We start from the raw sequence: 20,871 nt of genomic DNA on the forward strand, positions 1-20,871 counted from the left end.
TTATTTTTTATTTTATTCATTGTTACAACGATAATTACAACCAATCTGTTTTATTATCTTTGCCAAAATTTTTTACAGGGATTCGTAAATTGTATCCCGCACAATAAATTGTCATTTAAACAAAAGAGTGACAGGAATATAAAAGTGAAGAAGAAATGAGTCATCAGGAATTAAGCGAACAAGAGATCATCAGACGTAATTCGTTGCAAAAAATGCGCGAGTTGGGGATCGACCCCTACCCGGCTGCACAGTACCATGTAAATACAAACACCCAGGATATAAAACAGAACTTCAAGGAAGAGGATAAGAACTTTCAGGAGGTTGTGATTGCCGGCCGTTTGATGAGCCGCCGAATTATGGGAAAAGCTGCGTTTGCTGAGATTCAGGACCACGAAGGACGTATTCAGATTTACGTTAATCGCGACGAAATTTGCACCGGCGACGATAAAGTAATGTACAACGAGGTATTCAAAAAATTGCTCGACATCGGCGATATCATCGGTGTAAAAGGACATGCTTTTATTACTCAAATGGGCGAATTAACCATTCACGTTACTGAATTTACAGTGCTGAATAAATCGTTGCGCCCATTGCCAATTGTAAAAGAAAAAGACGGTAAAACGTTTGATGCGTTTACCGATCCGGAACAACGTTACCGTCAGCGTTACATCGATTTGATCGTTAACCCTGAAGTTAAAGAGACGTTCAAAAAACGGACGATCATATACAACACCATGCGTCAGATGTTTAACGAGTATGGTTATCACGAGGTGGAAACTCCAATTCTGCAGCCGATTCCGGGAGGAGCTGCGGCGCGTCCGTTTATTACGCACCACAACGCGCTGAACATGCCGTTGTACATGCGTATTGCCAACGAACTTTACCTGAAACGACTGATTGTTGGTGGTTTTGAAGGTGTTTACGAGTTCGCTAAAGATTTCCGTAACGAAGGAATGGACCGTACCCACAACCCGGAATTTACGGTAATGGAAATTTATGTGGCCTACAAAGACTACAAATGGATGATGAGCTTTACCGAAGAAATTTGTGAGCGTGTGGCGATGGCTTTACACGGAACCACAAAAGTTCAGTTGGGCGACAACATTATCGATTATAAAGCACCTTACCCACGTGTTACCATGGCCGAGGCTATTTTGGAGCACACCGGTTACGATATCAACGGCAAGTCGGAAGACGAACTGCGCGAAATCTGTAAAAAGCTCGATATTGAAATCGACGAAACTATGGGTAAAGGAAAGTTGATTGACGAACTATTTGGCGAAAAATGTGAGGGCAACTACATTCAGCCAACATTTATCACGGATTACCCAAAAGAAATGTCGCCGCTAACAAAAATGCACCGCGACAATCCAGAATTAACAGAACGTTTTGAGTTGATGGTGAACGGTAAAGAGCTGGCAAACGCTTACTCTGAACTGAATGACCCAATCGACCAACGCGAACGTTTTGAAGATCAGTTGAAACTTTCGGAAAAAGGTGATGATGAAGCGATGTTTATCGACCAGGATTTCCTGCGTGCACTGGAGTACGGAATGCCTCCTACATCGGGAATGGGAATTGGAATGGACCGCTTAACCATGTTTATGACCAACAGCCCATCGATTCAGGATGTACTGTTCTTCCCGCAAATGAAACCGGAGAAAAAAGCTGTGGAATTAACCGACGACGAAAAAGCTGTTTTCGAACTGTTAAAAGCAGAATCGCCGGTTGAATTAACTGCACTAAAAGAAAAAGCCGGACTAAGCAACAAAAAATGGGACAAAGCCATTAAAGGCCTCACTAAAAAGAATGTGGCTAAAGTTGAAAATACGGATGCCGGTTTAATGGTGACTGCGTTGTAGAAGACAAGGCAAAAGGATAAAGGCAAAAATCAAAATTAAGATAGTGAAGCCTCTTCGATTTTCGGAGGGGCTTTTTTACATCAAAAAACTCAAAATCCAACAACTAGGTCGTTGAGCGTTTAATTTAAAAGTATATATTTAACCTAATATACTAATCACACCGACAACATGAACTTCAAGCATTTTTTCAATTTTGGTATTGCGTTGCTGTTCTTCTACCTTGTTGGATGCACAAAAGAAGAACAATCACAAGCTTTAGGTGAAAATATGTTCGATCCTTGCGGGGCCATCGAGTTCATCGCAAAAAACAGAGACAACTGTCATAGCAACATTGTTCTTCAAAGTTATGTAAATGAATATACTTTTACGGAAATTGAATCTTCATATTATGCTTTAGGTCCGCAATGTGAACAAAATCGTTTTACGATTAAGTACATAAATTCGACGCACGATCATAACGAACCAGACCTTGAATTTGGCTTCTATTTGCCCAAATATCCAAATAGTATCTTCTTTAAAAAAGACACCTTTAATATTGACACCATTTATTATAGAGAGTGGAGGCCTTCTGGAGGCCATGGAGGTCCTAGGTACGATGCCGAGGCAATCTTTATTTGGGATGAAGTAGAAATTAATGATACAATTTATTCAGGAAAAGGTAAATTCATCCTCAACAAAGAAATTCCTGTAAACTATCCGGCAACGTACTTTTTCCCCGCACAGGAGATTCCATTCGAGTTTTGTAATAAATAAAATTCTACATCTATCAACTCATTGATCTTTCTTAAAGATACTAAACCACGTATATTTCTTTCGATAACAGTCACCCATCATTATTTCTTTGTATCAATTCGACAAAAGCTTATTTAACACAGTCCCATTTTTATCCATTATCTACGTTTTTTCTAAATCTGAAAAAGTAAGCCAAAATCAAGAACACCATAAAGCACACATTTACTGCCACTTACAAATAATGGCATTATGTTTGATTAACATAGTTTGACTATGGAGACTTAATGTCATTTTGAAGATAAGAACCTTAACTCTTTTTGAGTTGCACGATAACCGGGTTATCATTGAAATTTTACGACTGACAGATAAAAAATAAGGGTACTTCTTTAACGTCGTTGTTCAACTATTAAAATTGTTTACGCGAGTAAACACTGCTTCCACAGCAAACCAATTAAGTTTTGATAAAACCAGTATTATTATGAGCTGATGTACACTCTCCTTCTGTACAAACACAGAATTCTACAAACATTTTATAAAAACAAAAATCTTACTTTTTTAAACCTTTAAATTGAATTATTATGAAAAATTTCAAAATTTTATTCTTTAGTTTTTTGTTAGTGGCTTTTATTGCTCCTAATGTTGTGAAAGCACAGGCGTTTTTCGATGAACCTTACTATTGTAATGTAAAAGTGGACAATAAACCATACAAAGCAATTGAGGCTAAGGTCATGATTTCACCAACTGGAAATTTGCTTCTCAAGGCCACATTTGATTTAAGTAGTTTGAAACTTGACCTAAAAAAGTCAGGAGTGACAAAATTCACCGTAGACAGATTGGCAGTGCAAGTATACCCATCTTCAAAATTTCCTGAAGAAGAGATAGATTATCATTACGAAGCATTCGATGTGAAAGTATCAGTGAGACCTAATGGTATAGCAACTGCTGTTTTTAATTGGAAAATGGAAGAAGAATATTAATCTAAAGATATTTAATACTTGATTAAGCTCTCTGCTTTGGCAGAGAGTTTTTTTATTTAAACCTTGATTCCCTTCGTAAATATTTGCTAACCAAATACAAAATTTTTCAAAAAAAATAAATTCTTATTGTAAAGCAAGCCCACTCCGCATTACATAAACTTTCACACACAACTTCCTTTTCAGATATTCCGATCTTTTTTGCTTTTATAAAATATTCGCCCTAACTTGAATGGACTATAACACATTTAAAATGAAAGAACTAATCCTCTGCGTGTGTTTAGTATTCTTGCTCTCACACGCCAAGCTTTCTTTCTCACAAAGGATTTCCGCAGAAGTCATCTCCAATTCGGGCGCAGAATTTAAAACAAAAGATTTTAGCCTTAACTGGACTTTGGGAGAAAGCGTAACAGATGTTTTGGAAAGTCGCCCTTACATTCACACACAGGGTTTTCATCAAACTTTTGTTACCGCAACGGACGTAGAAACTGACATTACAAACCCATCAGTTTCAGTTTACCCAAATCCTTTCCGGGATTTTATAACTGTTAAACTGGAAGATGTAAACGAAAATGTCTCAGTTGAACTTTTTGATGCCTCGGGCAAACTTTTGGAATTTCATAAAGAAGTGCTCCAAGAGGAATTTCGTTTAAACACGACGAAATACACCGAAGGTAGATACCTTTTAAGAGTTAACTCCGACAAAACACAAACCTTCGGAATTATTAAATCTTCAAACTAAAATCATCATGAAAAAATTTTTACTCCTAACAGTCCTTACCATTTTTATAGGGACTCAACTTCACGCGCAGCCACAAATTATGAATTACCAGGGTGTTGCACGCAACAGTTCGGGGCTTGTAATAGCCAACCAGCAAATTGCCTTAAAAATCAGTATTCTTGAAAGCAGCTCTTCGGGGCCGGTTGTTTATACCGAAACCCACGAGGTTACTACCTCGCAATTTGGTGTGTTTAGTTTAAAAATCGGCACCGGAACACCTCTGCTTTCATCAATGGATCAGGTAAACTGGGCCGGCTCGGATCATTACATCCAGGTTGAAATGGATGCTACCGGTGGCGATAATTACCAGTTGATGGGAACAAGCCAATTGCTTTCTGTTCCTTACGCTTTTCATGCCTTAACTGCCGGATCGATCGAAGGAAGTTTGAGTGACGAACTCAAAGCAGGAAAGGTTGGTATTCCATCACAAACCTGGTCGTTGTTTGGCAACTCAGATTCCGATCCCACAAAAGATAAAATGGGAACCACCGATTACACCGATCTGGTATTTGTTACCGATAATATGGAACGGCTCAGGATTACTGCCGACGGTCAACTTATCACTCCTGATGGAGTTGGATTACAACTGGGAGGTAATTTACGGGTGCAAGGTGATAGCACAACCATTGAAAAAGATCTTTATGTAGGTAGAAATGTGTATCTGAACACCAGCGACGAGTTTACGCCTCCGGGACAGACTATCAACTACGGTAATTTTACGGTAGCAAAGATGAGCTCCACTTTGTTAACCGGCGACTTAACCGTCGACGGAGAAACAAATCTGAATAGCGCACTGAGTGTAAATAATTCGAGCCCTACTTTACTTTCCGGAACACTTACCGTGCAAGGAAATGGTGTTTTCAACCAGTACTTAACGTTAGATAATCCTTCTCTTGGATCAAGCGACCCAACAAGCGGAGCGCTGGTAGTTGCTGGCGGCGTAGGAATTGGTGAGAACCTCAACGTTGGTGGCAATTCTCAAATTGACGGACAATTGCATGTGGCTGACAATACAAGTTCTACTTCGCCAACAACCGGAGCATTAACCGTTGTAGGAGGTGCTGGAATAAATGAAAACTTAAATGTTGGAGGCGAGGCTAAGTTCGGTGGCCCGTTACATATTTCCGATGCAACAAGTTCAACTTCGCCAACAACCGGAGCACTGACTGTAGTTGGAGGTACCGGGATAAACGAAAACCTGAATGTAAATGGTAACACTGCCATTGGTGGAACACTGGGTGTTACAGGTGCAACAACGCTGAACAGCACTTTGGGTGTAACGGGAGCAACCACGCTAAGTAGCACTTTAAATGTTACAGGTAACTCCACAGTAAATCGTTTAAATGCCAACGGACAGGTAACAATTTCTACATCGTTGGCAACTCCCGAAGATAATTATGCCAATTACCCCTTGCAGGTTGAAGGAAGCCAGCAGGGAATTGCGGTTAAACTAACTCCTACCGATCCCGGCCGTTCCAACAACTTTATGTCATTCTGGGGTTCCGATGGAAGTGCAAAAGGACGGATAGAAGGCATGCAGGGACTCACCGGAATAACCCGCAGCATTGTAAATTCGTTGGTAAGTAAACCTGATTCGGCATCAGCCAGCGATCAATCTGACAGTAAAAACCAGGCAGCACCAGCAGTAACTCCTAATCAGTATTTTAATAACGATTATGCCTACGACGCCTATTCGCTAACCATTGATTTTGTTATGAGCATTGTAACTTTTGGAACTAACCTCGCCGCTGCTTCAGGACTTTGTATTGTAGGAGACTGCGATGATGTAATCTGGAGTGCGCTGGAAATGACAATAGCCGGTATTCAACTGGGCGGTTATATTGCCTATAATGAAACCAACTTAGGAGTAGCTTTTGAATCGGGAGGCGCTGATTATGCCGAGTGGTTAATGAAAAGCAATGCCGACGAAGCTTTCACCTTTGGCGATGTTGTAGGCGTAAAAGGCGGATTGATTTCAAAAGAATTTAAAACTGCCGAGAAATTTATGGTGATTTCAAAGGACCCAACTGTTATTGGCGCAATGCCCGAAGCTGACAAGGAAAAATTTTATGAGAAAATAGCTTTTATGGGACAGGTTCCGGTGAAAGTTATCGGGAAAGTAAAGAAAGGCGATTACATCCTGCCTTCAGGAAATCAGGATGGAATGGCCATAGCAGTAGCTCCAAATCAAATGGCGACATTAGATTACAGCCGAATTATTGGGACTGCCTGGGGAGAATCGGATGGTAAGAAATTATTCGAATACGTAAACACCGCTGTTGGTATCAATTCGAATGATATGGCCGGCGTTATTTCAAACATGCAATCGTTATTAAACGAAATGCAAATCGCACTGAACAGCGTTGTGCCTGATTACCAGCCACAACTTTATGCGGTTGCCGGGGCGAGTTCCAACTTGCCAAGCGGGCAATACACAAAATCGCAATCGTTGACCGAACTTTTTGAACAAAACAGTGATGCTTTGCAATATAACAGCATGGAAGAAGCTCTTTCTAAAGTTCAGGAATATGCAGGGGTTCAGGATTTTGATTTTAGCGAATATCCTTATCTGGCAGAGATTTTTGAAAATCCTAGTCCTGAACTTGCAGAAGAAATGGTGACGTATTATACCCAGGTTCTAAACCGCCTGAATGAAATGATGGCAAGTATTAACCAACCATAAAATAACACCGACTCAAATGAATAGAAAAAGCTCTCTGCTATCAGAGAGCTTTTTTAATTCAAACACAGCCAATACAAGGCAAACATGCTTTACACCATATTCAATTCCTTTGAAAAATATTCGTTTTCCAGTATTTTTAATTCAATAAAATCTTTTTAGCTGTTTAAATGTTATATGAGTATGCAAAGTCAGGAATTCAATAAGGATTTTCATCTGAAATTAAATGCCGAATTTGAGCGCATCGACAAATTTCTAGAGAAATTTCAGCGTCATTTTATTCGCGAACAATTGTTTATTGTTAATGAATACCCAATTCCACACCTGAAAAAAGTAGAACTCAAAGAAGAACTGAAGCAGTATGCCAACCGCATCTTCAACTGCGCCGATTCAGTTTCCGACAAGGATCAAAATTACAGTGAAATAAGACTTGGGCTTGAACTGGAAGCCATGACACGTGCGACTGAAAAATATCCGGTACGTTTCAGGAAGGCGAATCTTGCTTTAAAAACACATCAGAAAGCAAAGCAACTGCTGATTCATTTTTTCCCTGAACTGATCGAACTTTCGGCAAATGGATTTCGCTTATTGGAAAAGTATTGTTTGCTCTACAACTTCGAATTTTTCTCTTCTCTCGAAGAACAATAATACTTATTTCAAACTCAAAATATTTATTTACTCAATAGTGTATACAATACGTTAAAAGGGCAGTTCAATAACTGCCCTTCAACTAATGTTAACCCCCAAACACACATTGGTCAGAACGACCAACTATATATTTATACTTATTAACACAATAAAAGGTTGCAAAGTCTTTTATTGAAAATTCAACTCATGTTATTCCGTTTTAGAACAGCCACAGATTATCAGTACTCTTCTTGCAGTATCTTAAGCAGGTCCAAACTTAAATATCAAGCAAAATTTCTAATATTGTATAACTTAAGCCTCTTTAGCTCAGTTGGTAGAGCAGCTCATTCGTAATGAGCAGGTCGCGGGTTCGAGTCCCGTGAGAGGCTCTTTTCTTCACTAAACATTCTTATTGTCTTGATTATAGCAACGATTAGAGGCAGGGGCAGAAATCCCCGTTTCGAGGTTAAAAACCCCGTCGCTGTTCGTTAGATAGTTTTTATTGACGGTTAACGACTGAACAGTGGATCAATGATTGTCTTTTGCATCCTGGTAGCTTCGGTACATCATTACCGAAATTGCCATCAGAACCAAAACGCCATAAATAAGTACTGTCATAACTTGCCGTTTTAAGTCTTCTCTAAAATTACATTCATTTTTAATGCACTACACACAGTGTAACAAATACTTACAAACACCGCCTGTTAATATGTCTCGACGTATTTCTGAATTCTAAATGAAAACGTATGGTCGATGAAGAAGAGATTGTAAGCGAATAAAGGCGTTTGGATGAGAAAGAATTAGACAAACCTAGAGAATAAATGAGAGCTAAAATGCCGGAAATGAAAGCATATACCTTTCCTGTTATGGTAAAATTACCATTCGATTATTGGTATTTTCGGGTGCAGCACCATACCAAATAACTCTAGCTATGTTCTACATCGCGATAGCACAAAATTAGTACTGCAATAATTATGGCTATCATTACGAGTGCTATTAAAACAACTACCATAACAACAGCTTTTTAACTTATTAAAAAATCGCTCTGCCTGCTGAACAACAATAATTTGCCCAGCGGCATTCTGTTTCAACTCCAACAATTCATTCATACTGTTTCGATTAAGTCAAGCCATTTTCGTATACGAAGAAAGACACCAAAAAGATTACCTTTTGGTCATTTTCAGAATATTAAACTGAGGACGCAAATAATTTACAAATAAGAACCAACCCAAGATTCCGATTGTACTGGACAGGTCAGTTACTTTGATTTTAGCCTGATAATCCATAACTTTTCTTGATTTTTCCCTTTAGTGGAATATGCGGATGGTTAAGTTGATCACTAACTTAAAATTCACTTTATGAAAAAATTCTACATCACATTAAAACGATTGTTGTTAATGCCGGCCATATTTCTGGCATTTGGCGTAGCTGGTCAGGAGTCGCTTCAAATAGCTGGAGGAGACCTGACCTTGAATCCCGACACCTTATATGAAGTTTCGGCAGTTTATACTGATACCTCGGGCAATGCTGTTGAAGATGTTAAAATAAAATGGAGTACCGAACCGGGTTATCTTGGCAAAGTCGACAAAGATGGATTCCTTGAAACAAACCATTCCGGCGAAGGATTCCTTATTGCCAAATACAAGGAACTTCGCGATTCGGTCGTTCTAATCGTTAATGGTCCGGTTAAAGACGACGATGATGATGACGAGGACGATGACAAGGAAATGGAGGATGAGTATCCGAAGATTAAAATTGTTCCTGATCACATAAAACTTGAAATGAGCGATTCGGTCGAGCTTCGTGCTTTTTATATCGATTCGTCGGGCGTTAAAATCGACACCTCATTTGTTTGGTCGGTTGAGCCTGCAGAACTTGGTACGTTCCCCGACCCGGAAGAAAGTCTGTTCTACTCTGCCGACACAACGGGCAAAGGAATTATAATTGCCATGCTGGGTGAATTGGCTGACACTGCTAAAATTACCGTTTACGAAAGTAAAGCCAAAAAGGAGAAAAAAGAAAAACAGGAACAAGTTGAAAATAACCGTGGCAAACAGCTCACAATTGAACCGGGCGACATGGTGGTATACACCGGACACGAGGCTATTAAATATGAAGCTGAGTATAAAACCAATGGCCAGAAACATCAGAATGCAGACTACTACTGGAGCGTTTCGGACACCTCAGTTGCTACAATTACAGAAGAAGGTTGGCTTACGCTGACCGGCGAAACCGGAATGACACTGGTGCATGCCGAATACAGTAATTTTAAAGCCTCGGTTGAATTGTTGGTTGTAGACTCTACAGTTGACATGGAAGTAAATACCATTTCAATACGCCGTGTTTTACCGGATGGACAGGAGCTAAAAGCAAAAACATTTAAAGAAGGAGAAAGCTTCAAAATTGGCGGACTTCCTTATCCGTTAAATATTTTGAATGCAGGTATGCTACATTTTCCATTCGGATGTATTGATGAAGACGTTGAGATTTTCATGTTTATTCCTGAAGAATATGCAGAAGTAAGCGACAGCAGCACCGAAGTAACATTTACCGATGATGTTATTACCGGTGTAAAATTCAGTGTTAAACCTGTTGGATCGGATACGATCGTTGAACCTTACTACTTTAATGAATCGGTTGTTTTAAGTCTTGTGTTTAAACACGACTTACTCGATTCGCTTGGTGTTACACCTGAAGAACTAGATGTATTCTTTGCTGAGAATACCGAGTTTGAAGAAACTGATGGACATGTGGCTGTTGATACGGTTCGAAATAAGATATACGCCAATATTATCCACTTTAGTACCATTGTTGTAAAACAGGCAAACGCGGTTACTAGTGTTAAGGAAATTGAACCTCTTCCCGACCTCGATTTGTCGATCTACCCGAATCCTTTTACATCATCAACTACAATTCAGTTTATGATTGATGATCCTTCGGAAATTCAAATCGAAATCTACAATCTCGTTGGTCAACAAGTTCAAATACTAACCAATAGTCATTATGACAAAGGAACACACCGTATTACATGGGCAGGAGACGACTTGACCGGAGCAACGGCTAATTCAGGCGTTTACCTATGTCGTTTTATTAAAGACGGTCAGGTTAGCCAAGTTAAGAAAATAGTACTGAAACGATGAAATAATAAGCTTTCCTCAACATAGAAATTTGAGCCTTTTAAAGATTTTCGAATCTTGGAAGGCTCTTTTTTTATGCAAAAAAAAGCCATCCGAAAAATCGAATGGCTCTTAATATATTCTTCTACTTTAATTAAGCATTCAAAGAAAAACGATCGAAAGCTGTTACTGTTAATTCTGCATCAGCTTGCTTCAAGTAATCTTTTACAGGCATTTTTCCGTCTTTAACGAAAGCCTGGTTTAAAAGAGTTACATCTTTATACCACTTGTTTAATGAACCTTGTGCAATTTTTTCAAGCATTGCTTCAGGTTTACCTTCTTTGCGGTATTTTTCTTTAGCGAACTCTAATTCCTTATCGATTTCAGCTTGTGGAATAGAAGCTTCATCAACAGATACAGGAGCCATAGCAGCAACCTGCATTGCAATATCTTTTCCTACCTGCGTGTCAACAACTTTGTTAAAAGCAACAAGAGTTGACAATTTGTTTCCAGGGTGGATATAAGGAACTACAGCCTCGTCAGATAAACATTTGTAATATGAAAGGTCAAGTTTCTCACCAGTAACACCGGTTTGCTCAGTAATTTGTGCTTCGATGGTAGTTCCATCTACCTCAAGAGCTTTTAATGCTTCCAAACTTTCTGGCTTAGCTTCTAATGCTTTTGCAAGAATTTTCTCAGCAAATGCTACAAAGCTTTCGTTTTTAGCAACAAAGTCAGTTTCGCAATTCAGTACAACGATTGCACCAAATTTACCATCTTCAGTTGCTTGTGCAATAGCTACACCTTCAGCGGCATCTCTGTCTGCACGTTTGTTTGCAATTAATTTACCTTTTTCGCGGATGATTTCCAGTGCTTTGTCAAAGTCACCTTCGGCGTCTTTCAGGGCGTTTTTGCAATCCATCATCCCTGCGCCTGATACTTTACGCAATTTTACTACGTCTGCTGTTGTAAAAGACATAATTAAAATTTGTTTTAAATGGTTTATATATTACTTAACCTTTTATTACTCTTCAGAAGTTTCTTCTGCTTTAGCTTCCTTCTTTTTAGGAGCCTCTTCAGTTGCCTCTTCTTTATCTTTCTCGATTTTGCGCTCGCTTAAACCAGCTTTAACTGCATCACACATCTCACCAACAATAATGCGGATTGACTGAGAAGCGTCGTCGTTAGCAGGAATTACAAAATCAATATCCTCAGGATTTGAGTTGGTATCAACAATAGCAAATACTGGAATACCCAATTTTTTTGCTTCGCGAACAGCAATTTTTTCTTTCAATACGTCAACTACAAACAATGCAGCCGGCAAACGGGTAAGGTCTGAGATTGAACCCAAAACTTTTTCCAGTTTAGCACGCTGACGTGTAATTTGAAGTTTTTCGCGTTTTGAAAGGTTATCCCAACTTGTATCTTTCATCATTTTATCGATGGAGATCATTTTCTTAACCGCTTTACGGATAGTTGGGAAGTTGGTAAGCATACCACCTGGCCAGCGCTCAGTTACGTAAGGCATTCCTACCTCTTTAACTTGCTCTGCAACCAATTCTTTGGCTTGCTTTTTAGTTGCTACGAATAGTACTTTACGACCTGATTTTGCAATTTGTTTGATGGCAGCAGCAGCTTCATCAATTTTTACAACTGTTTTTTGCAGATCGATAATGTGGATACCGTTTTTCTCCATGAAGATATAAGGCTCCATGTTTGGGTTCCACTTTCTTTTCAGGTGACCAAAATGAGCACCTGCTTCCAATAATTCTTGAAAATTTGTTTTTGGCATCTTTTTACTTTTTCTATGCTCTAAAAGCAACCGCTGAGTAGTCCGCCACGAGACGAAATCACAGCCGTTTTAGATCCATATAATTTGATAAATAATAATCTTAACGTTTTGAGAATTGGAAACGTTTTCTTGCTTTTGGTTGTCCAGGCTTTTTACGTTCCACCTCGCGAGGATCTCTGGTAACAAAACCTGCAGCTTTCAACTGAGGTCTTGACTCAGGATCGATTTCCATTAATGCACGGGTAACTGCCAAACGAAAGGCTTCTGCCTGACCTTTTGGGCCACCGCCATCAAGGTTTGCTTTGATATCGTACTTTTCAGCAACCTCAAGAAGATTTAGTGGCTGCAATGCAATGTATTGCAATGTCTCTGCAGGAAAGTACTCTTTAAGTTCCCTTTTATTGATGGTAATATTTCCTTTACCTTCACTTACGTAAATACGAGCAACAGCTGATTTCCTACGTCCGATTGTGTTTACTACTTCCATTATTTAATCGTATTTAAATCAACAACTTTTGGTTTTTGAGCCTCATATTTATGCTCAGCACCAACTACTACATGCAAATTTCTGTACAAAGCGCTACCTAATTTATTTTTAGGAAGCATACCTTTTACAGCTTTCTCAACCAAACGCTCAGGATATTTAGCTAAAATATCTTGTGGAGACTGAGTACGCTGTCCACCTGGATAACCAGTGTGACGTACATAAACTTTGTCTGACATTTTTTTACCAGTCAAAGCTACTTTCTCAGCGTTGATAACAATTACGTTATCACCACAATCTACGTGAGGTGTGAAATTTGGCTTGTATTTACCTCTTAACATTTTGGCAACTACACTTGCCAAACGTCCCAATACCATATTTTCAGCATCAACAACTACCCATTCTTTATTAACGGTAGCTTTATTTGCTGATACAGATTTATAACTAAGTGTGTCCACTTTTCTAATTTTTTATTGTTTAAAACACTTCTGATTTTACTTTTCGTCGCATTTTCTGTCTCAACGGAATTTTTTCGACAAACTGCTTTACTCAAAGAAAATCAACTATTTACACTCCTTATTTCTAAGGATAATAATCGGGACTGCAAAAGTATTCTCTTTTTTTGGATTTCCAAAGAAATAACAGTCAAAAATTCAATTAGTTAAATGATTTTTACCCGAAACTAAAACTACTATTTCCAAAAGTGGGCAATTCGCTATTAATCTGACAGTTAAAAACCAAACACTTAAATAGCGAGCAAGTGAAGTTAATGTTAACACCACAGAGTAAAAAAGAAGACTTTATGAATTTACCTTAGGCCACAAATTTATATACATTTGTAAGAAGCTGAAATTTTTAAGAAGCATGCAAACAAAGCCTAAAAAGTTAAAATCCCGGTTTCTGAATTCGTGGATTACATCATTAATCAGCATAACACTTGTGCTGATTTTAATGGGCATGCTCAGTTTTATACTCATTAACAGCAAACGGTTATCGGACTACGTACGCGAAAAAATCGGGCTTACCCTGGTTCTGGAAGACAATTTAAAAGACACTGAAATTATCAGGCTGCAAAAAGTATTAAGTGCCACCAACTTTGTAAAATCAATCGAATTCATCGATAAAGAAGCGGCAGCCAAAACGTTAACAGCTAATCTTGGAGAAGATTTCCAGGGATTTTTAGGCTACAATCCGCTCTTCGATTCATTCGATCTGAAGTTGCTTGCTGCTTATACACAAAGCGACAGTCTGCAGCTACTGGAGAAAAAACTTTTGGAATATCCACAATTAACGGAAGTATATTACCAGGAAAACCTGGTGGTATTAATCAACAACAATGTTCGAAAAATAAGTATCGCATTATTGGTAATTAGCGGCATACTCACTTTTATCTTTTTCGGTCTTATTAATAATACCATTCGTTTACTGATTTATTCGCAACGTTTTACCATTAACACCATGCAAATGGTTGGGGCAAGTAAAGGTTTTATCCGCAAACCCTTCCTGCTTAAAAGTTTACTTCTTGGTGCTTATGGCGGAATCCTTGCCAATGCTGCGTTAATCGGAGGCATTTATACTTACAAAACACAACTTCAGGGTTTAATAAACTTTGCCGATCTGCAAACAATTTTGCTGATTGTTCTTATTGTTTTTGCACTGGGATTTTTCATTTCGCTGGTGTCAACATGGTTTGCTCTGGGCAAATTCCTGCGGATGAAATTTGATGAATTATTTTATTAGTGAGACTCAATTTTAAAAGTGTACCATTTTAAAATTTGAAAGTCGAACTAATCCCGATAGCGAAGCATATCGTAGAATATTACTATTTCACCCTGATTAAATCATATCTTTCTTTTTTTCTAAAAACAGAATCAATATTTGACGGGTTATTTGGATTAACTATATTTACTGCTTCAATTTCAGAAGACAATGGCAAAAAAAAGTAAAGAAGTAAAAGAATCAGCAGGATTTGCGCTGGGAAAAGAAAACTACAAGTTAATGGCAATTGGCTTCGCCGTAATTGTTCTCGGTTTTATTTTAATGGCAGGCGGCGGTAGCGACGATCCAAATGTTTTTAGCGAGGCTATTTTTAGTTTTCGCAGAATTACGCTTGCCCCGATAATCTTGTTACTGGGTTTTGCTTTTGAGATTTATGCTATAATGAAAAAGCCAAAAGAAGAATAGCACATATTTTATGACAGAACTCCAGGCACTTCTTCTCGGCATTATTCAGGGACTCACTGAATTTCTTCCCGTTAGTTCAAGCGGACATCTCGAAATAGCACACGCTTTTTTGGGTATAAAAGATGAAAACAATTTGCTTTTTGTTTTAACCGTTCACGTGGCTACAGTTCTGAGCACCATTCTAGTATTTCGAAAAGACATCGCCAGCCTGTGCAAAGAATTGTTTGCATTTCAATGGAACGATTCGACTAAATACATAGCCACACTTTTATTTTCTTCCATCCCGATTTTAATTGTTGGTTTACTTTTCCGTGACAACATAGAAGCAATCTTTACCGGCAACCTATTTTTTGTAGGATGTATGTTACTGGTTACTTCCGGTTTGCTTGCACTAACACAATTTGTTAAAAAGAGCGAAGGAAAAATCACATTTGGAAAAGCATTAATAATTGGCGTGGCGCAAACATTAGCTACTCTTCCTGGAATTTCAAGAAGTGGTGCAACCATTGCAACCGGTTTACTTTTAAAAGGTAAAAAAGAAGACGTGGCCCGGTTTTCATTTCTTATGGTTCTGATTCCAATACTAGGCGCTGCCTTCCTCGATATTGTTACAGGCGAACTTAAATCAACAAATGTTGATTTATTACCATTATTTATTGGTTTTATAACTGCTTTTATTTCAGGATGGCTGGCCTGCTCGTGGATGATAAAAATCGTAAAACGCGGTAAACTAATTTATTTTGCAATTTATTGCGCTCTTATTGGGCTAATTGCTATCTTTGCAGCCTGATTTTTCAAAACAGGCTTAATATACTGGAATATAGATTCTTAATGCCCGATTTCAAAAAAACATACGATTTCCCTGCCGGCGAAATTTTACTATTCAATAAAGAATTGGAATGGACATCGTTTGATGTTGTTAACAAAATACGTTACAACCTGTGTCAAATGATGGGTATAAAAAAGCTAAAAGTAGGTCATGCCGGAACACTTGATCCGCTGGCTACAGGATTGGTTATTTTATGCACCGGCAAGGCTACAAAAAAAATCGAGGAGCTTCAACTTGGTGAGAAAGAATACATTGCCACGTTAAAAGTTGGAGCAACTACACCATCTTTCGATTTGGAAACAGAGGAAGATAGCCAGAACGATATTTCGCATGTTACCCGTGAAAGTTTTGAAAAAGTATTGCCGCAGTTTATCGGTGAAATCGAGCAGGTACCACCTGTATTTTCGGCGGTAAAAGTAAAAGGGAAACGTGCATTCGATTATGCCCGAAATGGTGAAGATGTAAAACTAAAAGCAAAAAACATTGTTATTAGAAGCATTGAAATCGAATCGTTTAACCTGCCCGAGGTTAAAATAAAAGTAGTTTGCGGCAAGGGTACTTATATTCGGTCGCTGGCACGCGATATTGGAGAAGCCTTAAATTGCGGAGCTTATTTAACCGGATTAAGAAGAACACGAATTGGAGATTACAATATAGATGACGCGTTTGAGGTGAACTTTTTTTTGGAAAATTTAAATATTAGTGAAACTAATTGAATTTTTCGCCGTATAACGTGACTCGAAAACATAAAACCAACTGACTGTATTACCTTTGCAGATTACATAAAAAAGGATTATTAATAAATTTATTACAATATGAAGTTATCAAAATTCAAGTACAATTTAGATCCGGAGAGGATTGCTTTGCACCCGGCAGATAACCGCGACGAGTCGAAACTTATGGTGTTAAACAGAGCAACAAGAACAATCGAACACAAGTTGTTCAAAGACCTGCTTGATTATTTTGATGATAAAGACGTGATGGTGTTTAACGACACTAAAGTTTTTCCTGCACGTTTGCACGGTAACAAAGAAAAAACCGGTGCTGAAATCGAAGTTTTTCTTTTACGCGAACTAAACCGCGAGCAACGTCTGTGGGATGTTTTGGTTGATCCTGCACGTAAAATACGTATTGGAAACAAACTGTATTTTGGAGACGACGACTTGTTGGTTGCTGAAGTTATCGACAACACCACTTCACGTGGAAGAACTTTACGTTTCTTATTCGACGGACCATACGACGAATTCAAACAAACATTATACAGCCTGGGAGAAACACCACTTCCTAAATTTATCAATCGCCCTGTTCAGCCGGAAGATAAAGACCGCTACCAAACCATATTTGCAAAGAACGAAGGAGCTGTTGCTGCACCAACTGCAGGTTTGCACTTTAGCCGCGAATTGTTAAAACGTTTGGAGATCAGAGGTGTTGACTTCTCGTACATTACACTTCACGTTGGACTTGGAAACTTCCGCAGCGTAGATGTTGAAGACCTTACCAAGCATAAAATGGACTCGGAGCAAATCTGGATTAAAGATGAAGCTTGCGACCTGGTAAACACGGCGAAACAAAGTAAAAGAAATGTGTGTGCTGTTGGAACAACAGTAATGCGTACTCTTGAAAGTTCGGTTTCTACACAAGGATTTTTAAAACCATTCGAAGGTTGGACAAACAAATTTATCTTCCCTCCTTACGAATTTAGTGTAGCAAACAGCATGATCACTAATTTCCACCTGCCTTACTCAACATTGTTAATGATGGTGGCAGCATTTGGTGGTTACGATTTTGTTATGGAAGCGTACGAAGTTGCTATTAAAGAAAATTACCGCTTTGGTACTTATGGCGATGCGATGCTGATTATCTAGAAAAAGCTTATAGAAATTATACAGAAACCACGGAATATTATTTCGTGGTTTTTTTGTGCCTTAAAACGGGATTTATTCCAACTCGTAACACAACAAATCGCCGTCATCATCTCCAACAACCAAACACAGCGGTCCACCATTTTTAAGTTTACTAATCGAAAATGCACTGTTCCCATTCAGAGGAAATCCTCCGTATTGTTTCCCGTTTGGTTCATACAAATAGATTTCGTTTTCCTTTACATCAGTCACCCCGATTAGTTGCTTTGTAGCGGTAAAAGCATACAAGTTTGGTCCCAGTAGTTCACTCTCTAATTTTTCCTCAAAAAGTTTATCTCCCGCTTCGTTATAAACTAAAAGTCTGTTTTCATCCGTAATGACAAACTCCGGTTTTCCGTCGCCATTAATGTCATCGGCCGCAAAACCATGGTCAGAAGAAAATGCGCCGGTCTCCTTTTTAGCAAATTTCCCATCGAAAAATAAGTAGTAAACATCACCATCTTTCGCCGAAACAATCAATTTGGGAGTTCCCTGTGTATTTAAAATTATATCATTGGCGGATGGAGAAAATTGTGCCGATGAATTAACGCGTGTCTCTCCTCGCCTGTTTTGAATGTAGACTTTGCTCTCGTCGCTAAAAACAATATAATCTTTGTTGCTTACCCTGAAAAACTGTATCGGGGTGGTAACTTTTCCGGCAGTTTTATCAAAAACCCAACCGCTTATGATTTTGCCTTCATGATCGTAAGCATATACCTTTTTATCCTCGCAGGCCACAAAGTATCGATACTTATTATTGTTGTTGTAGTCGAAAACACTAACACCGTTGGTTGCCGGCGATTTTAAAACAACCGGAAAGTTCGCGACGCTCGCACCGGTTCTGTCGAGCAAATAAATCTTTTCGCTGGTATTAAAAAGGTACTGCAGTTTCCCATTGTTATAATAATCAACCTGATGAATCTCGCCTAAAATTCTACCACTTACCGGGGCACTCCAAAGTATTTTTCCATCAGCATCAATCAGATAAAGCTGATTATTTTTATCCTGTACAATTATTTCTTTCTGCGCTTTATTGGTGTGATTAATTACGATTTGTGGTTTTATTGCCACCTCTGCACCAAGATTGCATTGCCAACTGGAGCGAACATCCTTTTTGGGTTTTTCCTGATAATTGAGATTAACGGCGTTAAAATAAATGTTGTTTTCGCACACTACCTGCCAGCTAATGGCATTAAACTTCCGAAAGATCTCTTCATTTTTTTCCAAACCTTTATTCAACGCAGCGTTAAATAGGTTTTGACGCATGGCATAAAGTTTATTTACATTGGCGTAAACATTAAGGTTTGCTTTGCTTTCTGCTGATTTGCTCACTGACTCAAAATCGGAATCCTCTCGCAAGGTTTCCCCCGAATCCATATCATCCAAATAGTTTTCCAAACCTTTTACTGAACTGGCAAAAACCAGGGTTTCGTTGTAAAATGCAGCATAACGGGCCTTGGCAAAATCGAATGCTCCTCCCAACCAGATTCCCGGCAAAGAGGGGAAAGGAAAAGTATAAATCGGATAAGTTTGCCCATCGGTAGATGTATAATTGCGCATCAAACTACTCAATTCAATATCCTTGCGTTTGGCATAGTTGGTCAACAAACTTTCAAATGTCTCGCGGCTTTCGTTTCGCGATGGATTGTTAACGACAAAAAGCGTTCCTATCTCACTTTCTGACGGAATGTTGGTTACTGCAGCAATCACTTTATCTTTTACAAGACTTCTCAGTTTCTCGCGACTGTTGGACCGAAATGATTGTTCGATCTTCTTTATTTTCTCTTCGCGATCGTAATACGATTCGGAATGAACAAAATACGACTCAAGTTTACTAAAAAACAGTTCGCGATCGGAAAAAGAAAAACCAATATAAAACGAAGTAGATTTTGGGAGCAGACGATCAGCATTACAACTCACTGCCTGCTGTCCTTCCAACACGGAAAGAAAATGATTCAACGAATCATCTGCCGCAGTAATTCCGTTAATTGCAATCCTGTTGTCATATAATTTCATATCCAGTTCACTCCAACTGGCATACGTTTTTATTCCCATTACATCGCGCTTCAGATTGATCCGTTCTGAATCTCCAAATTCGTTGATTTGAGTTTTTGTTTTTGCATTAAGAAAGTTAGCCCATAGTTCGGGGAAACGACGGTGATTAATGTACCACGAAACATCGGATTGACGTGTAACAGTCTTGTTTACCAGCTGAAAATAGTTGTTATCAGTAATACCCGGCGCATTTAATTGCCGGATACATTTTTCAACCAATATTACTTCCGGACTGATTATAACCATATTTCCGGCCACACTAAAACTTAGTTTATTGCTGCCGTTTGTATCAGTTACATCAATTATTGCGTAGCCGTTGTAGTTTCGTTTCTGAAATGAGGTTTGCGGAATTCCTGTCAGTTTTTCAAATAACAGCTCCAACCCTTGGCGTTCTTTGGCACTTTTTAGTGTGCTAATAACAAGAGGATGTAATACATTTTTACCCACAAAATCAAGAGCGAGTACAAACGAACGACTTCGTAGCTGGTTCTGTATTTCCGGATTGTCTTTTATTGTATTTTCTAATAGAGTAACCTGGTTCAGTAGTTTATTTACCCCGGGAATTCCGGTTAATTCTGCAATAACAGGATTATCAGCTGGTATCGCACTCAGCGAACTGGCCTCGATAAAAACCGGCGACGATAACGGCACGGCTTTATATAACGACGATTCTTTTGAAAAAACAACATCGTCTTTTGTAAAATACAGGAAACCTGCCACGGCAGCTGCCAGAATAACAAGTATGATTATGAGGTTCCGCTTCATTTTCTATTCTTTTTGTCAAAAGTAATAATAAGCTAACGCTCTGTGCTACCTTTTTCGTTTATGAAATTAAATATTGATTGTTAATAAAT

The 20,871-nt window shown here is 38.7% G+C and carries 17 protein-coding genes and 1 tRNA gene; 13 read left to right on the forward strand and 5 right to left on the reverse strand.

Annotation, left to right across the window (positions count from 1 at the left end; all coding sequences use genetic code 11):
* Positions 1 to 155: 155 nt before the first annotated feature.
* The 8 genes from lysS to SLH46_RS19715 all read left to right on the forward strand — a co-directional run bounded on the left by lysS (position 156) and on the right by SLH46_RS19715 (position 10,796).
* Complete coding sequence (lysS, locus tag SLH46_RS19680) at positions 156 to 1,862, forward strand: lysine--tRNA ligase (RefSeq protein ID WP_320282935.1); 1,707 nt, start codon at positions 156 to 158, stop codon at positions 1,860 to 1,862.
* Between the two features lie 168 nt (positions 1,863 to 2,030).
* Positions 2,031 to 2,615, forward strand: a complete 585-nt coding sequence (locus SLH46_RS19685; protein WP_320282936.1) for a hypothetical protein — start codon at positions 2,031 to 2,033, stop codon at positions 2,613 to 2,615.
* Between the two features lie 557 nt (positions 2,616 to 3,172).
* The gene (locus SLH46_RS19690) at positions 3,173 to 3,571 is read left to right on the forward strand and encodes a hypothetical protein (RefSeq protein ID WP_320282937.1); all 399 of its coding nucleotides are present in this window, start codon (positions 3,173 to 3,175) and stop codon (positions 3,569 to 3,571) included.
* Positions 3,572 to 3,821: 250 nt separating this feature from the next.
* Positions 3,822 to 4,310: a T9SS type A sorting domain-containing protein gene (locus tag SLH46_RS19695; protein ID WP_320282938.1), complete on the forward strand. Its 489-nt coding sequence runs from the start codon at positions 3,822 to 3,824 to the stop codon at positions 4,308 to 4,310.
* A 7-nt stretch (positions 4,311 to 4,317) separates the two neighbouring features.
* Positions 4,318 to 7,032 (forward strand): hypothetical protein, encoded by a 2,715-nt coding sequence (locus tag SLH46_RS19700; protein ID WP_320282939.1) that lies wholly within the window; start codon positions 4,318 to 4,320, stop codon positions 7,030 to 7,032.
* A gap of 180 nt (positions 7,033 to 7,212) precedes the next feature.
* Positions 7,213 to 7,677: a hypothetical protein gene (locus SLH46_RS19705; RefSeq protein WP_320282940.1), complete on the forward strand. Its 465-nt coding sequence runs from the start codon at positions 7,213 to 7,215 to the stop codon at positions 7,675 to 7,677.
* Between the two features lie 295 nt (positions 7,678 to 7,972).
* Positions 7,973 to 8,045, forward strand: a tRNA-Thr gene (locus SLH46_RS19710).
* Between the two features lie 969 nt (positions 8,046 to 9,014).
* Positions 9,015 to 10,796 carry a T9SS type A sorting domain-containing protein gene (locus tag SLH46_RS19715; RefSeq protein ID WP_320282941.1) on the forward strand — a complete coding sequence of 594 codons (1,782 nt, stop codon included), beginning with the start codon at positions 9,015 to 9,017 and terminating at the stop codon, positions 10,794 to 10,796.
* 130 nt (positions 10,797 to 10,926) lie between these two features.
* Here the strand turns inward: SLH46_RS19715 and tsf are convergent, their stop codons facing one another.
* From tsf to rplM, 4 genes are all read right to left on the reverse strand, one after another.
* Complete coding sequence (gene tsf / locus SLH46_RS19720) at positions 10,927 to 11,751, reverse strand: translation elongation factor Ts (protein ID WP_320282942.1); 825 nt, start codon at positions 11,749 to 11,751, stop codon at positions 10,927 to 10,929.
* Between the two features lie 45 nt (positions 11,752 to 11,796).
* Positions 11,797 to 12,564, reverse strand: a complete 768-nt coding sequence (gene rpsB / locus SLH46_RS19725; protein WP_320282943.1) for a 30S ribosomal protein S2 — start codon at positions 12,562 to 12,564, stop codon at positions 11,797 to 11,799.
* A 100-nt stretch (positions 12,565 to 12,664) separates the two neighbouring features.
* Positions 12,665 to 13,051: a 30S ribosomal protein S9 gene (gene rpsI, locus SLH46_RS19730; protein WP_320282944.1), complete on the reverse strand. Its 387-nt coding sequence runs from the start codon at positions 13,049 to 13,051 to the stop codon at positions 12,665 to 12,667.
* A complete protein-coding gene (gene rplM / locus SLH46_RS19735) occupies positions 13,051 to 13,506 on the reverse strand; it encodes a 50S ribosomal protein L13 (protein ID WP_320282945.1) in 456 nt (151 codons plus the stop codon). Before rplM ends, rpsI begins: the two co-directional genes overlap by 1 nt.
* 406 nt (positions 13,507 to 13,912) lie before the next feature.
* Here rplM and SLH46_RS19740 point away from each other — a divergent pair, with 406 nt between their 5' ends.
* From SLH46_RS19740 to queA, 5 genes are all read left to right on the forward strand, one after another.
* Positions 13,913 to 14,788, forward strand: coding sequence for a cell division protein FtsX (locus SLH46_RS19740; RefSeq protein WP_320282946.1), 876 nt, complete (start codon positions 13,913 to 13,915; stop codon positions 14,786 to 14,788).
* A 189-nt stretch (positions 14,789 to 14,977) separates the two neighbouring features.
* Positions 14,978 to 15,232: a DUF3098 domain-containing protein gene (locus SLH46_RS19745; protein WP_320282947.1), complete on the forward strand. Its 255-nt coding sequence runs from the start codon at positions 14,978 to 14,980 to the stop codon at positions 15,230 to 15,232.
* Positions 15,233 to 15,242: 10 nt separating this feature from the next.
* A complete protein-coding gene (locus tag SLH46_RS19750) occupies positions 15,243 to 16,022 on the forward strand; it encodes an undecaprenyl-diphosphate phosphatase (protein ID WP_320282948.1) in 780 nt (259 codons plus the stop codon).
* A gap of 41 nt (positions 16,023 to 16,063) precedes the next feature.
* Positions 16,064 to 16,777, forward strand: a complete 714-nt coding sequence (gene truB / locus SLH46_RS19755; protein ID WP_320282949.1) for a tRNA pseudouridine(55) synthase TruB — start codon at positions 16,064 to 16,066, stop codon at positions 16,775 to 16,777.
* A gap of 99 nt (positions 16,778 to 16,876) precedes the next feature.
* Complete coding sequence (queA, locus tag SLH46_RS19760) at positions 16,877 to 17,926, forward strand: tRNA preQ1(34) S-adenosylmethionine ribosyltransferase-isomerase QueA (RefSeq protein WP_320282950.1); 1,050 nt, start codon at positions 16,877 to 16,879, stop codon at positions 17,924 to 17,926.
* 72 nt (positions 17,927 to 17,998) lie between these two features.
* Here the strand turns inward: queA and SLH46_RS19765 are convergent, their stop codons facing one another.
* Entirely contained in the window at positions 17,999 to 20,782 is a 2,784-nt protein-coding gene (locus SLH46_RS19765; protein WP_320282951.1) for a DUF3352 domain-containing protein, read from the reverse strand.
* Between the last annotated feature and the right edge of the window lie 89 nt (positions 20,783 to 20,871).

The sequence above is a fragment of the Draconibacterium sp. IB214405 genome (genome assembly GCF_033963885.1).
Classification (GTDB): Bacteria; Bacteroidota; Bacteroidia; order Bacteroidales; family Prolixibacteraceae; genus Draconibacterium.